The following is a 19016-nucleotide window of genomic DNA, read 5'->3' as shown; positions in this document are numbered from 1 at the left end:
GAAATGAAAAAAAACATGAAGCTTTGTTTATGTATCGCGATGATTTTGATATTGACGCTTTCTTCCCATATTCGCGGGGAAGAACCCGCCGTCCTTGCCGCAGAAGAAAAGGGCGGAATGCATCATGAAATTGAGCGGCTTTTAAAACATGATCCGAATCTAAAAGGAGCGCTCGCAGGGGTCAGCGTCAGGTCTCTGTCAACCGGCGAAATCTTGTACGGCCATATGGGTGATGTCCGCTTAAGACCGGCATCAAACATGAAGCTTTTAACTGCTGCTGCGGCTCTCAACGTACTGGGAGAAGACTATTCATTTCAGACGGAGGTTTTGTCTGACGGACAACAGCGCGGCAAAACATTGATGGGCAGCCTTTATTTAAAAGGAAAAGGCGATCCGACGCTCTTACCGACAGATTTTGATCAGCTGGCAGAAAGCATTCGCAAAAAAGGAATCACAACGATCCGCGGGCATCTCATCGGAGATGACTCCTGGTATGATGATGTCCGCTATTCACAGGATTTATCCTGGAGTGATGAAGATGCATATTACGGCGCCCAAGTCTCTGCTTTAACCGCCTCGCCAAATGAAGACTATGACGCCGGAACAGTTATTCTTGAAGTGAACCCAGGCAGTAAAACCGGAGAAAAACCCAAGGTGGATATTACACCGAAAACTAACTATGTCAAGATCAAAAATCACGCCGAAACCGTTCCCGCTGACGGAAAGAAAGACATCGAGGTGAAAAGGAATCACGGCACAAACACGATTCAAATCAAAGGAACCATTCCCCTGGAAACATCCAAAGTCAGACAATGGGTTGCAGTATGGGAACCTTCCCGCTATGCGCTCGATTTATTGAAGCAGGCTCTCCATCGCCAAGGCATTAAAATCCTCGGAAAAGAAAAGACCGGCCAAACTCCCGCGAAAGCGCAGCGCCTTACAGTTCATCAATCCATGCCGCTTTCAGAGCTGATGATCCCTTTTATGAAGCTTAGCAACAACGGCCATGCCGAAACATTGGTAAAGGAAATGGGGAAGACGATCAAGAAAGAAGGCAGCTGGGACAAAGGCCTTGACGTATTGAAAACGGAGCTTGATACATTTGGGATTGATCCAGACGGCTTGCTTCTCAGAGACGGTTCAGGAATCTCTCATATCAATTTCATTTCTGCTCATCAGATCACAAAACTGCTGTATTCTATTCAGGATGAAAATTGGTTTTCGTCCTATGTCCGTTCACTGCCTGTTGCCGGAGCCAGCGACAGAATGGTCGGCGGGACATTGCGAAATCGAATGAAAAATCCTCCTGTCAAAGGCAAAGTCAGAGCAAAAACAGGATCGCTTTCAACGGTGAGTTCATTATCCGGCTATGTCGACACAACAAGCGGAGAAACATTGATTTTTTCCATCCTCTTAAACCAGCTGCTGGATGATGAAAAAGGAAAAGATATCGAAGACAGGATCGCTGAAATTTTAGCAGCCTCATAACAACAACCATGTTCATCAGGCAATGGGTGTTGGCTGCTTTTAAAGATTCTTCCGTTTATGTCGCGCGTACTTTTTTCATACCCCGCCATATAATGCTAAGAGATTGAATTCCTATAAGTTTAACAACAGGTAGGGGGAAGCATATGAAAATATTGCTGGCTTATTATCGATACTCTCCACACACAAACGGCCCGTCCACCTATATTGATACACTGCGAAAAAGTTTGGAAAATAAAGGGCATACTGTCGATTTGTTGTCCCATGATCAAAAGTGGCTGAACATTCAAATCGCCAATCAGCAGACAGCTGATAAACACCGCTTGAAATGCGAGCTGATCCACCGCTTTCAAACATCCTATACAGCAAAATATCCGCTGTGGATCTATTGGAGGGAAATGGAGCGATACAGTTTGGAGCAAGCGGTGAGGCAGCTTGATTTAAATGGGTACGATTTGATTCACTGCCACGATTTTATGACGGCAAGAGCGATGGCCCGTTCCAAATCCCTTCGTACTCCGCTGATTGTATCGCTTCATAATTTCAAGTTTCATGAAACAAAAGTAACAGGGGAATTTGATGAGAAAACGAGACGTGAACAGCAGTATATGAAAATTGAAGAATACTTGGGCGCTATGTCGGGCGACTTGGTTGCCGTACCATGTAAATGGCTGAAAAATCAGCTGATTCAAATGGGTGTGACACCATCCAAAATCGAAGTCATTCCATATGGAATCGTAAAAGAGCCTTATACCCAAAACAAAAAAAAGCCGGCAAAACAAGGGCAGCACCAAGGTAAAAAAATCATCTTATGCCCCGCCCGGCTGGTACCTGTAAAAGGGCACCGCTATCTGATCGAAGCACTCTCTGAACTGCACCGGGACAGAGACGATTTTCACTGTCTTATGGCAGGAGAAGGGCCGGAACTCCACACATTGCAGCAATTAACCGATAAGCTCGGAGCCGCTTCAGCTATTTCTTTTCTCGGAAAACGACATGACATCCCTCAATTAATGAATGACAGTGATATCATTGTTTTGCCTTCACTCCACGATACTTTTCCGCTCGTCCTCCTGGAAGGACAGTTTTCCGCAAAACCGATCCTTGCCGCAAATGCAGGCGGTATTAAAGAAATCATCAGCGACGGTGCTGACGGAATGCTCGTTCCCTCGGCTGACAGTGAAGCGCTCGCAGAAAAACTGCGCCTTTTGCTGGACGATGAAGCCATCCGTTTACAATTGGGAAAGCGAGCGCTGGATAAGGCAATCAAACATTGGGACATCAGCTTTCACATGGCATCGTTAGAACGGCTGTATGAGCGGTGCAAAGGACAAAACCGCCCATCCCATCCTCTTTCATCCAGTACCGGTCCTGATCTGGAGATCCTCAATCAAATCGACCCGGGGATGGCGGATGATACCGGTTTTATCCTAGCGGGAGAAATTCCGCCGCACCTTAGAAACCAGCTGGGGAGACAGAAACATTACATCCATGTATATGATTTGTCAGGTGTTTTGCTGCAAACAAAAGCACTCGGCCCCGAGGGAGCTTATGAGTTTCATCACCTCCCCGCCGGAAGCTACGTATTGAAGAGCACTCTTGAGTCGTTCGGCAACCAAACGATTTATGTCGGACGCAGTTAAAACAAATAGAAATAGTGCAGATGAAGCCGGCCGTTAATGCCGGCTTCATCGTGCTGATTCGAACTGTATTTCTATATAACAGATTAACAAAATCGTCTATATGTTGTATTACAGATGAATGGACAAGCAACAGCTGGTAATGGTTAAATTCTTAAATTGTGTATGTTCAAAGAACTTTCTCAAACTTGTTAAGTATTTCACATGATTGTGTGATCTTTTTCACATTCAAAGCTGTTATATTGAGCATAAGATATAACTGCAACAACTGTTATATAAAATCTCAAAAAAAGAGGTGGATGAAAATGGAACAATGGAAAGGTTTCACCACAAATGTGTGGCAAAAAGAAGTAAACGTCAGTGATTTTATCCTCAAAAACTTCGAGCCGTATCAAGGTGACGAATCGTTTCTTGAGCCTCCAACCGAAGCCACATCAACATTATGGAACCAAGTCATGGATTTAACCAAAAAAGAGCGCGAAAACGGCGGAGTCCTTGATATGGATACGGAAATCGTATCTACGATCACATCGCACGGCCCGGGATTTTTGAACAAAGATCTTGAAGAGGTAGTCGGTGTCCAAACTGATGCACCGTTCAAGCGCTCGCTTCAGCCTTTTGGCGGCATCCGCATGGCAAAACAGGCCTGTGAATGTTACGGATTTGAATTAGATGCTGAAGTGGAAAGAATCTTTACGGATTATCGCAAAACCCATAACCAAGGCGTTTTTGACGCTTATACAGATGAAATGAAGCTCGCCCGAAAAGTCGGAATCATCACAGGTCTGCCGGACGCCTACGGCCGCGGACGCATCATCGGCGATTACCGCCGGGTCGCCCTTTACGGCGTGGACTTTTTAATCAATGAAAAGAAAAAGGACCTCAGCGGAACAAGCGCTGTGATGGCGGAAGAAAATATCCAGCTCCGTGAAGAGCTGTCAGAGCAGATCCGCGCCTTGAATGAATTAAAAGAAATGGCCTTAAGCTACGGCTTCGATATTTCTCAGCCTGCCGCAAATGCAAAAGAAGCCTTTCAATGGCTTTACTTCGCTTATTTGGCAGCCATCAAAGAACAGAATGGAGCTGCAATGAGCCTGGGCCGCGTCTCCACTTTCCTGGATATTTATATTGAAAGGGACTTGCAGGAAGGCGTGCTGACAGAACACGAAGCCCAAGAGCTTGTCGACCACTTCGTCATGAAGCTGCGTTTAGTAAAATTCTCGCGCACACCTGATTACAATGAATTGTTCAGCGGCGATCCGACTTGGGTGACAGAATCAATCGGCGGGATGGCTCAAGACGGGCGTGCTCTTGTGACGAAGAACTCGTTCCGTTTCCTTCATACGCTTGATAATTTGGGTCCTGCACCTGAACCGAATTTGACCGTGCTTTGGTCTGTGAGGCTACCGCAAAGCTTCAAAAATTACTGTTCGAAAATGTCCATTAAAACAAGCTCCATTCAATATGAAAATGACGATATCATGCGCCCTGAATATGGTGATGACTACGGTATCGCATGCTGTGTATCAGCCATGGAAATCGGCAAGCAAATGCAATTTTTCGGCGCACGAGCGAACTTGGCGAAAGCGCTTCTTTACGCGATTAACGGCGGGAAAGATGAAAAGCACAACATCCAAGTCGGACCGGAAATGCCTCCTGTCGCGTCTGATGTGCTGGACTATGATGAAGTCATGCATAAGTTTGACCAGACGATGGAATGGCTGGCAGGACTGTACATCAATACGCTGAACATCATCCATTACATGCATGACAAGTATAGCTATGAAAGAATTGAAATGGCTCTTCACGACACTCACATTCTGCGGACGATGGCAACGGGCATCGCCGGATTAAGCGTTGTGGCCGACTCGTTAAGCGCTATCAAATATGCCAAAGTAAAAGTGATTCGCGATGAAAATGGCATGGCCGTCGACTTTGAAACAGAAGGCGATTTCCCTAAATACGGAAACAATGATGACCGCGTGGACAGCATTGCTGTTGATATTGTTGAGCGCTTTATGAAGAAGCTGCGCAAACACCCAACATATCGCAGGTCGCTTCATACGATGTCCATTTTAACAATTACATCAAACGTCGTTTACGGCAAGAAAACAGGAAACACACCGGATGGCCGTCGGGGAGGGGAGCCATTTGCTCCGGGAGCAAATCCGATGCACGGGCGTGATACAAAAGGTACGCTTGCTTCCCTGTCTTCCGTGGCAAAACTGCCTTACAGCTATGCGATGGACGGAATATCCAATACATTTTCCATCGTCCCGAAAGCACTCGGCAAAGATGAAGAAAACCGCGCTGCCAATTTATCCAGCATACTTGACGGTTATGCTGCCAAAACAGGCCATCACTTAAATGTGAACGTATTCAACAGAGACACATTATTGGATGCAATGGAACACCCTGAAGAATATCCGCAGCTGACCATTCGCGTATCAGGCTATGCGGTCAACTTTATTAAACTGACAAAAGAACAGCAGTTAGACGTGATCAGCAGGACTTTCCACGAGTCTATGTAATCAAATGGAGCGGAGCGTTCTCACGCTTCGCTTCCATTAAAAGAGGTGATCTTCATCATGAACGGAAACATTCATTCTATCGAGACCTTTGGGACGGTTGATGGACCCGGAATTCGATATGTCATCTTTACACAAGGGTGTCTCTTGCGCTGCCAATTTTGTCATAATGCCGATACTTGGGAGATCGGAGTCGGAAAACAAGTGTCAGTTTCCGAAATCGTTCATGATGTCCAATCTTATCTCCCGTTTATTCAATCCTCAGGCGGCGGGATAACGGTCAGCGGAGGCGAACCGCTCCTGCAGCTTCCATTTGTAATTGAGCTGTTTAAAGCGTGCAAAAAGCTCGGCATCCATACGGCCCTTGATTCTTCCGGCGGATGCTATTCACGTGCGCGCTCATTCCAAAAACAGATCACAGAATTGATCAAATACACCGATCTCGTTTTGCTTGACATTAAACATATCAATCGCCAAAAACACATCAAGCTCACCGGGATGCCAAACGATCATATTTTGGACTTTGCCGGTTTCTTAAACGAACAGCAAGTCCCCGTCTGGATTCGCCACGTATTGGTTCCCGGCATCTCAGACATTGATGCCGATTTAATCACGCTTGGAGAGTTTATTGGAACACTGGCGAATGTACAAAAGGTAGAGGTGCTCCCGTATCATAAGCTGGGTGTTTATAAATGGGAGGCGCTCGGAATAGAATACCCTTTGAAAGGGGTCGAGCCGCCGAGCGCTGAACGGGTTGAACATGCATACAGGCTCCTGACGCGAAATATGGCATGACAGGGCAGGGCAAAAGGGACAGACTTTATCTGAAAAGAAGCTGTCCTTTTTGTCTTCAGAAAGAAACATGGACATTTGCATAAAACCGCCGCATTTTTACAATAGTAAAACAGATGTCAGCTGAGAAAAAAGACGCCTGTCTCCATGTTAGGAGCTCTGGGCCGAAAATAAAAAAAGCAAGGTGGGCGGCAGCATGTATCATTTGTATTCTCATAATGATTTGGACGGAGTCGGCTGCGGAATTATCGCGAAGGTGGCATTTGGCGAACAGGTGGAAGTTCGCTACAACTCTGTCACCGGGCTGGATATGCAGGTCGAAAGGTTTTTACAAAGAGCGAAAGATAAAGGGAAATATCAGGATGGTTTATTGATCACGGATTTATCTGTTCATCAAGGAAATGAAGAAAGGCTGAACGAATATGCAGAAGCGGGAGGAAAGGTCAAACTGATTGACCACCATAAAACAGCACTCCATTTGAATGAACACCCTTGGGGAATGGTAAAAGTTCAATATGAAGACGGAAGGCTTGCTTCAGCCACATCGCTTTTTTATGAATATTTAATAGACAATGGCCTTATTCCAAAATCGAAGGCTATGGATCAATTTGTCGAGCTTGTCCGCCAATATGACACCTGGGAGTGGGAGCAGGCGGGCGCACTTCAGGCAAAGCGCCTGAATGATTTGTTTTTTATGGTGTCCATTGATGAATTCGAAGAAAAAATGGTGCGGCGCCTGAAGGAAAGCGATGAGTTTTCTTTTGACGAATTCGAGGAAAAAATTCTAGATATGGAAGAAGAGAAAATCGAACGGTATATTCGCCGGAAAAAGCGGGAAATCGTACAGACTTTCATCAATGCGCATTGTGTCGGTATCGTTCATGCCGAGGCATACCACTCCGAAGTCGGAAATGAACTTGGCAAAGCCTATCCACATCTTGACTACATCGCCATATTGAATATGGGCGGAAAAAAAGTGAGCCTCCGCACGATTCACGATGAAACAGATGTATCAGAAATCGCCGCCAGTTTTGGCGGGGGCGGCCATGCAAAAGCTTCCGGATGTCCTTTGACTGACGACGTATTCAGATTGTATGTTACAGAGCCGTTCCCGCTCGAACCGCTGAAAGCGGACGCTTTCAAAAACATTTATAACCTGAAAGAGTCTGAATACGGCACCCTTTACGCCAATCGGGAAGAGGATCAACTTTATCTTTTCCCGTCCGATCAAGGCTGGAACATTCAATTAAACGGGGTGACACAAAACGAAACATTCGCTTCTTTCGAAGAGGCGGAGCGGTTTATTAAACGAAATCATGCAGCATGGCTTGTCAGAGATGAGGCATTCGTCCAATTTCTGATGCAGCAGGTAAAACAAATCAAGCATATTACAGGCTGAGACTGATGATGTCTTAGCCTGTTTTCATATACAAAACGAGCCGTCCGGCATATAATAACAGAAGGTTCCGAATTTTCCAATAAGGAGGACGTGTTTATGAATAAGATGTGCGGTAAAGACAAAACAAGCGAATTGCGGGCGGTATGGATCGCCACCGTCACAAACATTGACTGGCCTTCAAAAAAAGGACTTACCGTGAAACAACAAAAAGAAGAGTACATTAAACTGCTGAATGACGTGACAGAAATGGGAATGAATGCTGTCGTTGTTCAAATCAAGCCGACAGCCGATGCTTTTTATCCTTCATCATACGGACCATGGTCGGAGTATTTAACAGGCGTCCAAGGAAAAGACCCAGGATATGATCCGCTGTGCTTTCTGCTCGAAGAAACACATCGAAGAAAGCTTGAATTCCATGCATGGTTCAACCCTTACCGGATTACGATGAATCATACGGATTTGAACAGGCTTTCAGAAGATCACCCGGCAAGAAGACACCCGGATTGGGTTGCCGCCTATGGCAGACAGCTGTACTATAACCCAGGTATTCCCGCAGTACAGGATTTTATCGTGAAAGGAATTGAGGAAGCCGTCAAAAACTATGACATTGACGCCGTTCATATGGATGACTATTTTTATCCGTATAAAATAGCAGGCGTTGAATTTCCCGATCTGGATACGTACGAACAATACGGCAAAAACAGTTTTGAAAATATCGACGATTGGCGGAGGGACAATGTCAACAAGCTCGTCAAACAGATCAATACCGCCATAAAAAAAGAAAAGCCGCATGTCAAATTTGGAATCAGCCCATTCGGTGTGTGGCGCAACAAGGCAGATGATCCGACTGGATCGAATACGACAGCCGGAATGACAAACTATGATGACCTTTATGCAGACACGCGGGAGTGGATACAGCAGGGGTATCTTGATTATATCGCTCCGCAAATCTACTGGAGCATCGGTTTTGCCCCCGCCGCCTATGACATTTTAGTCGACTGGTGGAAAAATGAAACAGAAGGGCGCCCGGTTCATTTATATATTGGACAAGCAGCCTATAAAATCAATCAGAACGCCGATCCTGCCTGGTCAGATCCTGAAGAATATCCAAGGCAAATTGCATTAAACCGCTCATCAAGTGTGATGGGAAGCATTCATTTCAGCTTGAAAGATGTAAACCGAAACCCGCTCGGCATAAAAGACCGGCTGATCAATGATCTATACCATAATCCCGCTTTTATTCCCGAGATGCCTTGGCTGGCAGCTCCTGCAGGCTCACTTCAGCAAAACGATGAAAAATGCTAATGTAACGTCACATACATGTGTTCATCCATTTTGATCATGCTGGTCAAAATGGATTTTTTATTTCACTATCCTTTACCATATCATTTTTTGTTTTAAAAACCGCATGTATAGTACACTTTAATAGATAAAGACAAAAAAGAAAGGTTTAAATCAAATGGACATTTTCTTAGCGATTTTACCAGCCATTTTCTGGGGGAGCATCGTCCTCTTTAATGTAAAGCTAGGGGGCGGGCCTTACAGCCAAGTACTTGGAACGACAATCGGAGCCTTAATCTTTTCAATCGGCATCTACTTTGTCGTCCAGCCTGAGTTATCGCCGCGCATCTTTGCGGTAGGGATTGTTTCAGGGCTGTTTTGGGCGCTTGGACAAACCAACCAGCTGAAAAGCATTAAGCTGATCGGCGTATCAAAAACGATGCCGATCTCAACCGGTATGCAACTCGTATCCACCTCGTTGTTCGGCGTCCTCGTTTTTCACGAGTGGGCGACAACGGTCTCCATTATTCTCGGCGTCTTGGCGCTTATCTTCATCATCGTAGGGATCGTCTTGACCTCACTTGAAGACCGCCGCCAAAAAACGGAAGAAACTAAGGGCAACATGAAAAAAGGAATTATCATTTTGCTCATTTCTACTTTAGGTTACCTCGTGTATGTCGTTGTGGTCCGGTTCTTTGATGTCAGCGGCTGGTCGGCGCTTTTTCCTCAGGCCATCGGAATGGTTGCCGGCGGTTTGATTTTAACATTCAGGCATAAGCCATTTAATTTCTATGTCATCAAAAATATTATCCCCGGCTTAATCTGGGCCGCGGGAAACATGTTTTTATTCATCTCTCAGCCGAGGGTCGGTGTCGCTACCAGTTTTTCATTGTCACAAATGGGAATTGTCATTTCAACGCTCGGCGGCATTATTTTGCTTGGTGAAAAGAAAACGAAACGGCAGCTGATCGGCATTGGCATCGGGATTATTTTGATTGTGACAGCCGGCGTATTTTTAGGAATTGCAAAAGCTTGAGGACGGCATTTAAAGCCGTCCTTTAACACATCATTACAGCCTTAAGCGGCAAATGGTCAGAAGCGCTCGGGTCTATGGTTACAACTTCAGCTTTTGAGACATGAAGAGACGGGCTAGTGAAAACGTAGTCCAAACGTTTTTTCGGACGATGTGACGGATATGTGAAACCCGGGCCTTCTCCGGCTTCCTTCCAAGTATCATAGAGCGCCCCAGCGACTTTTTGCCAACCTTTCGAGTGAGGTTTCATATTGAAATCCCCCATGACAACCGCCGGCTCCTCAAGCTTTAGAATTCTTTCCAACAAGAAATCCGTTTGTTTTCTATGAAGAAAAGGATTTAAACTGAAATGCGTCACAAAGAGGCGGAAGAGCTTTTGATCGATCCTAACGGTTGTTTCAAGCAGCGACCTTCCTTCAATAAGCCCTGTGACAAAGTTGAACAAATGATGCTTTTCTTCAACAATGGGAAAACGACTTAAAAGGGCATTGCCATACTGCCTTTCAGGGGAGGCTTGTCCAGAGCTTAATGAAAGCGAAGGACTGTAAGCATGGTACATTTGCAATTGCGACGCAAGCCAGGCGACTTGATCTTCATAATCGCTCCTTTTTGAAAAATGTTTGTCCACTTCATTGAGTCCGATAATATCGGCATCGCTTTCAGTGATAACATCTGCAATCCTTTGCAAATCGAGGCGCTTATCGGCGCCTTTTCCGTGATGTATGTTAAAGGTCATGATGGTAATCTCCATTAAAATCCCGCCTATCCTGAATGTTAACGATATTTTGCCTCAGGAAGGAATAAAATATTTTTCAAAGCATGGATTAAAGGAAAATCGCCAAATCCGCTGAAAAAATAAATATGCTTGAGATGTGGCCGAACATGATCAAACATGTCATCAAGAAGCACAATGCAATGCCATTGCCGCAGTAAATCGATCTTGCAAAGGAGCAGGGGGTTCAGCTTGTTCCATGTATGATGACAATGGATTTGCACGGAATTAAAAAGGAAGAAGGGGCAGCACTGGGAGGGGGAGCTGCCTTTATATCATTTGCCATTCCGGCAGAGAAGCGCATTGGCGGCGCAAATATTGGAGGACCACGGCTTTTGGCATGTCGTTAATATATCGCATGACATGGAGGATTGGACCGGAAAAACTGAATCTAAAATAAAAAATGTCTGAAGGAAGAAATGGCTTCTGGCGGAGATACGCAAAAAATGGTCGAAGAAGCGGTGAATCTTTTGGTGAAGAGCCGCTAAAAGCGGTCAAAACACCGCGAGCCCGCAGCTCGTGGTGTTTCATTTTTAGTTCACACGGTCACGTGCACACAGATGACAGGAACATAAAAGTAGCAGCACAGGTTTGGCGGATTTGGACCTTGTGCCGGTAAGAAAATCCGGGGGTTCTTCCAGCGGGTGCGCCATGAAATCGGGGAACGGATCAAGCGTTTTGCAAAGAACGGGGAATAAAGCAATGATAGAAAAGCCGATTCCAGTGACGGACCGTCGGCTTTTTTTAACGCCGCGGGTTTCTTGTTCACGAATCATTTAAAAGGGGTGTTTTATTTTATTTTCAAAGCCTGCGACCCGAATCGGCCCGAGTATAGTTAAGCGGGTCAATTGCTCAGCCATATAAACGGGGCTGAATTTCATTCCGCTTTCCAGCCACGAGGAAATAACGCCTATATTTGCTGACGTAATATAATGGATGAGAAGATCTTTTGGAATCATCAGCTGTTCTTCGGATTCCTCAATCGACGATATTAACTCTCCATAAATCCGCTTTTGCACAATCTTCAAGAGATAGCTTCTAAACTGGGGAAGCCCCCGGTCGCTTAACATCACTTCAAAATATTCGGCGTGTTCGTAAATAAACTCAAACAGACTTAGAAAAGATGGCGGCGGATACACCCGGTCTGCTTTTGAAAATACCGGTTTGACATGCTCAATTAGATCATTGAGCATGTCTTCCATACTTCGCAAAATAAAATCCTGCTTATTTTTGTAATGAAGATAAAATGTTGCGCGCGTCAAATCGGCTCTATCGGCAATTTCTTGTACAGTAATCGAATGCACATCTTTTTCTTTTAAAAGCTGAACGAAAGCATTTCTTAAACATTTAGACGTTCTTTTAACCCGCCGGTCAACACTTTGTTGATTAGACATTTTCATCCTCCTTGTATAACATTGCGCCGTTTTTTAACAAATGACGGGCATATGTAAAGTATTCGACATTTGGAAAGGAACTGTTGATTGACCAAATCATGCCAAGTGATAAAATTTAATATAGCAGCTGCGTATATGATTATTTCGAAAACAATGACGGTCCGTCAATCTCGAGTCGATTTTCCATCGAAAGGAGCTTTTATCATGAGAGGTAAAATCGTTTTAGAAGAACACTGGGAGTCACCCGATTTTCCAGCGACGGGCAGCCATGATTTCACAGACACAGACTATTTTGCAAAAGTCCAACAGCGATTACAGGAATATGAAAAACGCATCGAGGATATGGATAAAAACGGAATTCAGACATCAATATTATCGTTGACACAGCCGGGGATTGAAGGTATTACCGATCCGCAAAAGGCCATCGAACTGGCGCGGCAGATGAATGACCATGTTTCACAGTATTTCCTTGCTAAACACCCTGACCGTTTTCAAGCTTTCGCAGCGCTTCCGCTGCAGGATCCAAAGGCGGCAGCAAAAGAGCTGAAACGGGCGGTGCAAGACCTTGGTTTTGTCGGTGCACTGATCAACGGCTACAGCAATATCGGTGATGAAAACAGAGCCCAATACCTTGACGAACCCCAAGTTTGGCCATTTTGGGAAGAAGTCGAAAAACTGGGCGTTCCCGTCTACCTTCATCCCCGCATTCCGCTGCCTCATCAGCAAAGAATATATCAAGGCTATGAGGGACTGCTTGGCTCAGCTTGGGGATTTGGAGTCGAAACGGCCACACATGCATTACGGCTGATGTTAAGCGGACTGTTTGATCGATACCCAAACTTGACCATTATCCTCGGCCATCTCGGAGAAGGATTGCCGTTTACACTGCCGCGTGTGGAACACCGGCTTCGCCACCAGCGGCCCGAAACGCACGGTAACCATCAAAAGCCTGTTACCGAGTACCTTCGCCAAAATTTCTATTTGACCACAAGCGGCGTTTTCCGTACACAGGCTTTAATCGATACCATTCTGGAAGTCGGCTCAGACAGAATTTTATTTTCGGTCGACTATCCATACGAATCTATGGAAGAAATCTCGTCATGGTTTGATCAATGTCCAATCAGCGAAACGGACAGGCAAAAGATCGGCCGCAAAAATGCGGCTCAATTATTCAATTCTAAATGACATCAATAAAAGAGACCTCCACTAAAGCGGAGGTCTTTTGGCGTTCTCAGGAAAGTATTGAATGCTGGAAATAAGGGTGCGCTCAGTTATACGCTTTTCTGCAGTTTTCCGTCACATATTGCTCATATTCAACACTTTTTGAAAAAGCTTCTGCCGCATTCCCGAAATGAATCGGCGTTCTGAGGTGCTTTTGATTTTAACGATCCCATTGCAGTCTGTTAAGTCGTCAATCAACTTTAGTGCATGGCCGCGCTCTTCATCATGTTGAAGCCTAAACCAGCGACCGATACCCGTCAAGTTTAAGCGATAAAAGTCGTTTGCCATCGCCAAATATAAGTATGCGGACTGGAAATTCAACTTGAATCAAGTGATTGATCAGCTGCTTCATTCGCTTGCTTATCACCATCATCAACACCTCCAAACCTGATATGGATGTTTACCTCATATTGTACGGAGCTGAAAAAACAATCTGACATGATGTTTCAGTGTCACCATCGGCTTTGATGAATGAATGGTGAGCATTGTTGACATCATTGTTATAACTGTTTATAGTGTATATATACAGTTATAACGAATTGAGGGATGTCATGCTTTGAATATTATCATTTCAAACTCTTCCGACGAACCGATTTATTTACAGATCGTCAATCAATTAAAGGAGCATATCGTCAAGGGAGTGCTCTCAGAATCAGAGCCGCTCCCATCGATCAGAAACCTTGCCAAAGAGCTGAAAATCAGCGTCATTACAACGAAAAGAGCCTATGACGAGCTGGAGAAAGAAGGATTCATCGTCACCGTTGCCGGAAAAGGCTCATATGTCGCAGCCATTAACAAAGACATGCTGCGCGAAACCAAAATAAACATGATTGAAGAAAAAATGGCAGAAGCCATCAGCGAAGCAAAGCTTGTCGGCTTAACATTTGAAGAGCTCCAAGAGATGCTCAAGCTGATATATGAGGGGTGGTAAAGATGAGCAATATACTGGAAATCAATAACCTATCAAAGCACTATCAAGATTTCTCATTAAAAAATATAAGCTTCTCGCTTGAAAAAGGATACATCATGGGGTTTATCGGTCCGAACGGAGCCGGGAAAAGCACGACAATCAAGCTGATCATGAACTTGATCAAAAAAGATGAAGGTGAAATTAGCATTTTCGGCATGGATAACGAAAAACACAACATTGACATTAAACAGAGAATCGGCTTCGTTTATGATGAAAACCATTTTTATGAAGAGCTGACGCTCAGCGAAATGAAGGACATCATCAGCCCATTTTACAACAAGTGGGATGAAGCGGTTTTTCAGCGGTATGCAAAAGATTTTCAGCTACCTTTGAAAAAACAGATCAAACACTTGTCAAAAGGGATGAAAATGAAGTTCTCGCTGGCGCTCGCCCTTTCCCATCATGCCGAGCTTCTGATCATGGATGAACCGACCTCCGGTTTGGACCCTCTCGTCAGGTCGGAACTGCTGGATGTATTGCAAACCCTTTTGCAGGACGAAAACAAATCGATTTTCTTTTCGACTCATATTACATCCGACTTAGAGAAAGTCGCCGATTTTATTACTTTACTCGATAACGGACGAGTCATTTTAAGCAAGACAAAGGATGAACTTTTAGAGGAGTACTGCATTGTCAAAGGAAACAATGACACGCTGCATCGAGGGTATGAAGACATCTTGATCGGCCTTAAGAAAAACAGCTTTGGTTTTGAAGCGCTGTCCAGACATAAGCAAGAAGTCGTTCAGCAATTCGGGGATTCCGTCATGATAGAAAAACCTACTTTGGAAGATATTATGGTATTTTCAACCAACAGGAGTGATCATCGTGTATCATCTTATTAAAAAGGATATTTTGATGCAGAAGAGAGCAATAAAATTATCGCTGTTATTGATGGTTTTTTTTACTTTCACCTTCTCTCAGCTAGAACTTGTCGGTTATACGGTCGCCGTTTTGGCCGTCACTTATCAACTGGCATTAGGCGCAAGCTCGTTGGAAGATAAAAACAACAGTGATAAAATCTTAATCAGCCTCCCCATAAAAAGAAATATCATTGTTTTGTCAAAATATGTATCAATCTATGTGTATACGGCTTACGCCATTCTTGTCTACTTTTTGATTAATATGATCGGAAATTTCCTGCACCTGCCGCTTGATTTTCCATTAACATTTGCAGGAGCCATGGGTGCTGTCGTGGCAGTCACTTTATTTAGTTCCGTCTCATTTCCGTTGATTTTTAAGTACGGCTATTTGAAATCCAAAATGGCGAACCTCATTATTTTTTTCACCTTTATATTTGGAGGATCGGCAGTTTTTAAATTTTTGGACCAGGATGAAAATGTTGCTCTCAACCAGAAATTAATCGCATTTCTCGGCAAAATGTCAAACATGGGCAGCTTTATACTATTGATCGCTGGACTGCTCATCATCATCATTTGTTCATATGGTATTTCTCTCAGCTTCTATAAAAAGAGAGAGTTTTAATCTTGAGGATGGCTCCATCTGATCCTTTTTTCCATATATAAACCGTTCAGACGGTATAAGTAAAATCAATCAACCGGCTAAAGGGTGATTGAAATGGAATCAAAATCTAATGAAAAACGCCGGCTTATTTATATACAGCGACGCAAATCACGATTTTAATGCTTTAGGCTGCTCAAAAGACCGGCATTAGCAAAAGGGATTGCTGCAGCTGTTTCACTTCAAGAATCTCTGATAAAGGGGCTGGCACAATAGATTTTCGGAGAAACACCCCTGACATTTAACAAAATCGGGAGAGATCGGTCCAGCTGAAAAAAATGGAAGCTCGCCCTTATTGAAGCTACCAGATTGGACTTTGAACATCATGCGTGTAGGCGTTTTAGCGTCTTCCCGATTAAACGAGGATACAAGCTATCAATCCACTCTGGACCAAATTGGAAGGATTCCTGTAACCGTCACCATCATCCGCCTAGCAATAGATGCAGATGGCCTCTATGACTCTCAAATGTTAAATAAAGCGCCGGTAAAAGAGGGAATGTAAAAAGAAGTGTTCCAGAACCTGGTCAATATGACTAAAAGAGAGCAGTAAATATAAATGCTTATATCACTTGCCATTACAGGTGAAATGTTTTAACAGTTCAATGCTGAAAGCCGCAGATGGATTTAAAACATTATTGCCAAGCCTTGGTGTCGTCATTGGATACGGGACAGTTTTTTATGCTTTATCTTTACACTGCCGCTCTTTCAACACACTGATGCTTGTGCGATCATCCTCATTATTAAATAGATCAAACAGAAAAAGAACCGTCAAACAGACGGTTCTTTTTTTGTCTTCTTCAACTGATAAAAACATTTTTTCCGGAAGTTTCGGTAAAAAATCAAACTTTTGCCTCTTTTATTTCGCTGTATAATGTAAACGGTTTCGTTTATAGTATACTTATACTATCATTTCAACAAAAGCTGAAACTTACAGGAAGGATAGAAAAAACAGATGAAATACATGAATACGAGGCAAAAAGACATTTTGAATCTGTTGTTATCTGAACCTGATAACTATTTAATCGTGCAAGATTTTGCAGACAAGGTGAAGTGTTCTGAAAAAACGATCCGAAATGACCTTAAAACGATTGAAGACTATTTAAATGAACATTCTCATGCTCAACTCATTCGCAAACCAGGGTTAGGCGTTTATTTAAACATAGAAGAGCATGAAAGGGTCCGGTTAAGTCATCAATTATACATTGAAGACAATGGTGCAGCACATCAAACCGATGAGGAAAGAATGCTGCAAATCGCTTATCGCTTATTAATGAACGCAGAGCCAGTTTCCGCTAAAGACATTGCCGCTCAGCATTTTTTAAATAAGTCCGCGATCAAAAGGGATTTAAATAAAATAGAAGAATGGCTGAAGCGTTTTGATCTCACATTGGTTTCAAAGCAGCGTCTCGGTTTAAAGATTGAAGGAAATGAAAAAAATAAAAGAAGAGCATTGGCTCGAATATCAGATTTGATAGACAATCCGGAATTTACAAGTCAATTTATCAAAAGCAAGTTTTTAAGTCATGAAATAGATTTTGTAAAGAAGGAATTCAAATCATTACAGCAGCGTCACTCTTTATATTTTACAGATGAAACGTTCGAAAATTTACTCATGCATACACTGTTGATGATCCGCCGAATTAAAATGAAACAGCCGATTTCCATTTCCCAAAGAGAAATCGCCATTGTAGAAGAGAAGAAAGAATATCAATGGACATTTGCTTTTTTAAAAAAACTGGAAGCGGTTTTTTCTGTCCGCTTTCCTAAAGAAGAAGCCGTCTATTTGACATTGCACATATTAGGCGGGAAAGTTCGTTATCCATTGGGGGAAAAAGGGAACAGCGGCCTGGAAAATCCCTTGCTTCCTAAGGTCGTTCGTCATTTAATCGATCGCGTATCTGAACGGAAAGCGCTGGATTTCAGCAAGGATCAAGTTTTGATCAACGGGTTGAACATTCATCTCAATACAGTGCTAAACAGGCTGAGCTATGATCTTTCTGTATCCAATCCGATGCTTCATGACATAAAAAAAATGTATCCATATCTGTTTCATATCATCATTGATGTGCTTGAAGACATGAACCAAACGTTTGCTCTTTCTATTCCAGAGGAAGAAGCCGCATATCTGACATTGCATTTTCAAGCGGCGATCGAACGTTCAAACCGCGGCAGCCAGATGCATAAAAAGGCCATTATTGTATGTCACATGGGCATTGGGATGTCTCAATTATTGCGGACAAAGATTGAACGAAAATTTCCTCAAATCGCTGTGATGGACTGTATTGCAAAAGCCGATTTGGCGGATTATTCAGCAAAGCATGAAGATGTAGAGCTTGTCATCTCTACAGTATCCCTTGAAGATGTAAAAGTTCCTCATATTGTTGTATCACCGCTGTTAGAGTCCGCTGATGAGAAAAGGCTGGGCGTTTTTATGGATCAGCTTGATGAATCGTCCAGCAAAAGACAAAAAACATTTACAATGCTAAACGATACGACTCCGTTTTTAGTTTTTCTGCAGCAGGAGTCAGAACACCGCTATAAATTAATTGAGCATTTAGCAACGGCTTTATATGAAAAAGGATATGTAGAAAAAGATTATGGCGCTCATGCCGTGATGCGCGAAAAAATGTCGGCGACAAATATCGGAGCAGGCATTGCCATTCCTCACGCAAACGCTAGATTGATCAAACAATCAGCCATTGCGATTGCCACATTAAAAGAGCCGCTTGATTGGGGTGCTGAAAAAGTGTCGCTCGTCTTTATGCTGGCTGTCAAACATGAGGATCAAAACATGACAAGGCAGTTGTTTCACGAGCTGTCCTATCTTAGTGAGCAGCCGGCTTTCATCCAAAAGCTGACGAAAGAAACAAATGTCATGAAATTCTTATCTTATTTGGATTATTAAAAGCGGGCCATCAAGGTCCTTTTTTTATTTTAGAGAAAAAAGCCGATTTTTCCGGAATTAACGGTAAAAAACAGCGCT

Annotated in this window: 17 protein-coding genes and 1 pseudogene; 14 read left to right on the top strand and 4 right to left on the bottom strand. The window is 43.6% G+C overall.

The window, feature by feature from the left end:
* Positions 1–3 precede the first annotated feature (3 nt).
* From dacB to RBH91_RS11235, 7 genes are all read left to right on the top strand, one after another.
* Positions 4–1488, top strand: coding sequence for a D-alanyl-D-alanine carboxypeptidase/D-alanyl-D-alanine endopeptidase (gene dacB / locus RBH91_RS11265; RefSeq protein WP_307891636.1), 1485 nt, complete (start codon positions 4–6; stop codon positions 1486–1488).
* A gap of 143 nt (positions 1489–1631) precedes the next feature.
* The gene (locus RBH91_RS11260) at positions 1632–3128 is read left to right on the top strand and encodes a glycosyltransferase (RefSeq protein WP_307891635.1); all 1497 of its coding nucleotides are present in this window, start codon (positions 1632–1634) and stop codon (positions 3126–3128) included.
* Positions 3129–3430: 302 nt separating this feature from the next.
* Complete coding sequence (pflB, locus tag RBH91_RS11255) at positions 3431–5656, top strand: formate C-acetyltransferase (protein ID WP_307891634.1); 2226 nt, start codon at positions 3431–3433, stop codon at positions 5654–5656.
* A 57-nt stretch (positions 5657–5713) separates the two neighbouring features.
* Positions 5714–6448: a pyruvate formate-lyase-activating protein gene (gene pflA / locus RBH91_RS11250; protein WP_307891633.1), complete on the top strand. Its 735-nt coding sequence runs from the start codon at positions 5714–5716 to the stop codon at positions 6446–6448.
* 193 nt (positions 6449–6641) lie between these two features.
* The gene (locus RBH91_RS11245) at positions 6642–7844 is read left to right on the top strand and encodes a DHH family phosphoesterase (protein WP_307891632.1); all 1203 of its coding nucleotides are present in this window, start codon (positions 6642–6644) and stop codon (positions 7842–7844) included.
* A 96-nt stretch (positions 7845–7940) separates the two neighbouring features.
* Positions 7941–9149: a glycoside hydrolase family 10-like protein gene (locus tag RBH91_RS11240; RefSeq protein ID WP_307891631.1), complete on the top strand. Its 1209-nt coding sequence runs from the start codon at positions 7941–7943 to the stop codon at positions 9147–9149.
* A 154-nt stretch (positions 9150–9303) separates the two neighbouring features.
* Positions 9304–10161: a RhaT/GlcU family sugar-proton symporter gene (locus tag RBH91_RS11235; protein ID WP_307891630.1), complete on the top strand. Its 858-nt coding sequence runs from the start codon at positions 9304–9306 to the stop codon at positions 10159–10161.
* A 22-nt stretch (positions 10162–10183) separates the two neighbouring features.
* Here RBH91_RS11235 and RBH91_RS11230 read toward each other — a convergent pair whose 3' ends face one another.
* Positions 10184–10909: an endonuclease/exonuclease/phosphatase family protein gene (locus tag RBH91_RS11230; protein WP_307891629.1), complete on the bottom strand. Its 726-nt coding sequence runs from the start codon at positions 10907–10909 to the stop codon at positions 10184–10186.
* Positions 10910–11010: 101 nt separating this feature from the next.
* On the opposite strand from RBH91_RS11230, the pseudogene RBH91_RS11225 reads away from it, so the two are divergent.
* Positions 11011–11280 (top strand): annotated as a pseudogene (locus RBH91_RS11225) (DsrE/DsrF/DrsH-like family protein); the annotation flags it as partial.
* Positions 11281–11706: 426 nt separating this feature from the next.
* Here RBH91_RS11225 and RBH91_RS11220 read toward each other — a convergent pair.
* Complete coding sequence (locus RBH91_RS11220; protein WP_307891628.1) at positions 11707–12324, bottom strand: TetR/AcrR family transcriptional regulator; 618 nt, start codon at positions 12322–12324, stop codon at positions 11707–11709.
* Positions 12325–12528: 204 nt separating this feature from the next.
* On the opposite strand from RBH91_RS11220, the gene RBH91_RS11215 reads away from it, so the two are divergent.
* Positions 12529–13509, top strand: coding sequence for an amidohydrolase family protein (locus RBH91_RS11215; RefSeq protein ID WP_307891627.1), 981 nt, complete (start codon positions 12529–12531; stop codon positions 13507–13509).
* Between the two features lie 111 nt (positions 13510–13620).
* On the opposite strand, the gene RBH91_RS22680 is transcribed toward RBH91_RS11215, so the two are convergent.
* Positions 13621–13833, bottom strand: a complete 213-nt coding sequence (locus tag RBH91_RS22680; protein ID WP_404802510.1) for a ferritin-like domain-containing protein — start codon at positions 13831–13833, stop codon at positions 13621–13623.
* The gene (locus RBH91_RS11210) at positions 13781–13915 is read right to left on the bottom strand and encodes a hypothetical protein (RefSeq protein ID WP_307891626.1); all 135 of its coding nucleotides are present in this window, start codon (positions 13913–13915) and stop codon (positions 13781–13783) included. Before RBH91_RS11210 ends, RBH91_RS22680 begins: the two co-directional genes overlap by 53 nt.
* Positions 13916–14101: 186 nt before the next feature.
* Here RBH91_RS11210 and RBH91_RS11205 point away from each other — a divergent pair, with 186 nt between their 5' ends.
* The 5 genes from RBH91_RS11205 (at position 14102) to RBH91_RS11185 (ending at position 18938) form a co-directional block, all read left to right on the top strand.
* Positions 14102–14476, top strand: coding sequence for a GntR family transcriptional regulator (locus RBH91_RS11205; protein ID WP_076797471.1), 375 nt, complete (start codon positions 14102–14104; stop codon positions 14474–14476).
* Positions 14477–14487: 11 nt separating this feature from the next.
* The gene (locus RBH91_RS11200) at positions 14488–15357 is read left to right on the top strand and encodes an ABC transporter ATP-binding protein (protein ID WP_307894719.1); all 870 of its coding nucleotides are present in this window, start codon (positions 14488–14490) and stop codon (positions 15355–15357) included.
* Positions 15341–15997 (top strand): ABC-2 transporter permease, encoded by a 657-nt coding sequence (locus tag RBH91_RS11195; RefSeq protein WP_307891625.1) that lies wholly within the window; start codon positions 15341–15343, stop codon positions 15995–15997. The genes RBH91_RS11200 and RBH91_RS11195 overlap by 17 nt, the downstream gene beginning before the upstream one ends.
* A gap of 331 nt (positions 15998–16328) precedes the next feature.
* Positions 16329–16535 carry a hypothetical protein gene (locus tag RBH91_RS11190; protein WP_307891624.1) on the top strand — a complete coding sequence of 69 codons (207 nt, stop codon included), beginning with the start codon at positions 16329–16331 and terminating at the stop codon, positions 16533–16535.
* 450 nt (positions 16536–16985) lie between these two features.
* Entirely contained in the window at positions 16986–18938 is a 1953-nt protein-coding gene (locus RBH91_RS11185) for a mannose transport/utilization transcriptional regulator ManR (protein WP_307891623.1), read from the top strand.
* The last annotated feature ends 78 nt before the right edge of the window (positions 18939–19016 follow it).

Origin of the sequence: Bacillus swezeyi (genome assembly GCF_030908325.1) — a bacterium.
Taxonomy (GTDB): Bacteria; Bacillota; Bacilli; order Bacillales; family Bacillaceae; genus Bacillus; species Bacillus swezeyi.
The sequence above is the reverse complement of the archived record's forward strand: the minus strand, read 5'-3'. Positions and strand labels throughout refer to the sequence as shown.

Excerpts from the sequence above, each read along its gene's own strand:
- RBH91_RS11245 (WP_307891632.1), top strand. The coding sequence starts at position 6,642 with ATGTATCATTTGTATTCTCATAATGATTTGGACGGAGTCGGCTGCGGA.
- RBH91_RS11210 (WP_307891626.1), bottom strand. The coding sequence starts at position 13,915 with ATGGTGATAAGCAAGCGAATGAAGCAGCTGATCAATCACTTGATTCAA.
- pflB (WP_307891634.1), top strand. The coding sequence starts at position 3,431 with ATGGAACAATGGAAAGGTTTCACCACAAATGTGTGGCAAAAAGAAGTA.
- RBH91_RS11230 (WP_307891629.1), bottom strand. The coding sequence starts at position 10,909 with ATGGAGATTACCATCATGACCTTTAACATACATCACGGAAAAGGCGCC.
- dacB (WP_307891636.1), top strand. The coding sequence starts at position 4 with ATGAAAAAAAACATGAAGCTTTGTTTATGTATCGCGATGATTTTGATA.
- RBH91_RS11220 (WP_307891628.1), bottom strand. The coding sequence starts at position 12,324 with ATGTCTAATCAACAAAGTGTTGACCGGCGGGTTAAAAGAACGTCTAAA.
- pflA (WP_307891633.1), top strand. The coding sequence starts at position 5,714 with ATGAACGGAAACATTCATTCTATCGAGACCTTTGGGACGGTTGATGGA.
- RBH91_RS11185 (WP_307891623.1), top strand. The coding sequence starts at position 16,986 with ATGAAATACATGAATACGAGGCAAAAAGACATTTTGAATCTGTTGTTA.
- RBH91_RS11240 (WP_307891631.1), top strand. The coding sequence starts at position 7,941 with ATGAATAAGATGTGCGGTAAAGACAAAACAAGCGAATTGCGGGCGGTA.
- RBH91_RS11215 (WP_307891627.1), top strand. The coding sequence starts at position 12,529 with ATGAGAGGTAAAATCGTTTTAGAAGAACACTGGGAGTCACCCGATTTT.
- RBH91_RS22680 (WP_404802510.1), bottom strand. The coding sequence starts at position 13,833 with ATGGCAAACGACTTTTATCGCTTAAACTTGACGGGTATCGGTCGCTGG.
- RBH91_RS11235 (WP_307891630.1), top strand. The coding sequence starts at position 9,304 with ATGGACATTTTCTTAGCGATTTTACCAGCCATTTTCTGGGGGAGCATC.
- RBH91_RS11260 (WP_307891635.1), top strand. The coding sequence starts at position 1,632 with ATGAAAATATTGCTGGCTTATTATCGATACTCTCCACACACAAACGGC.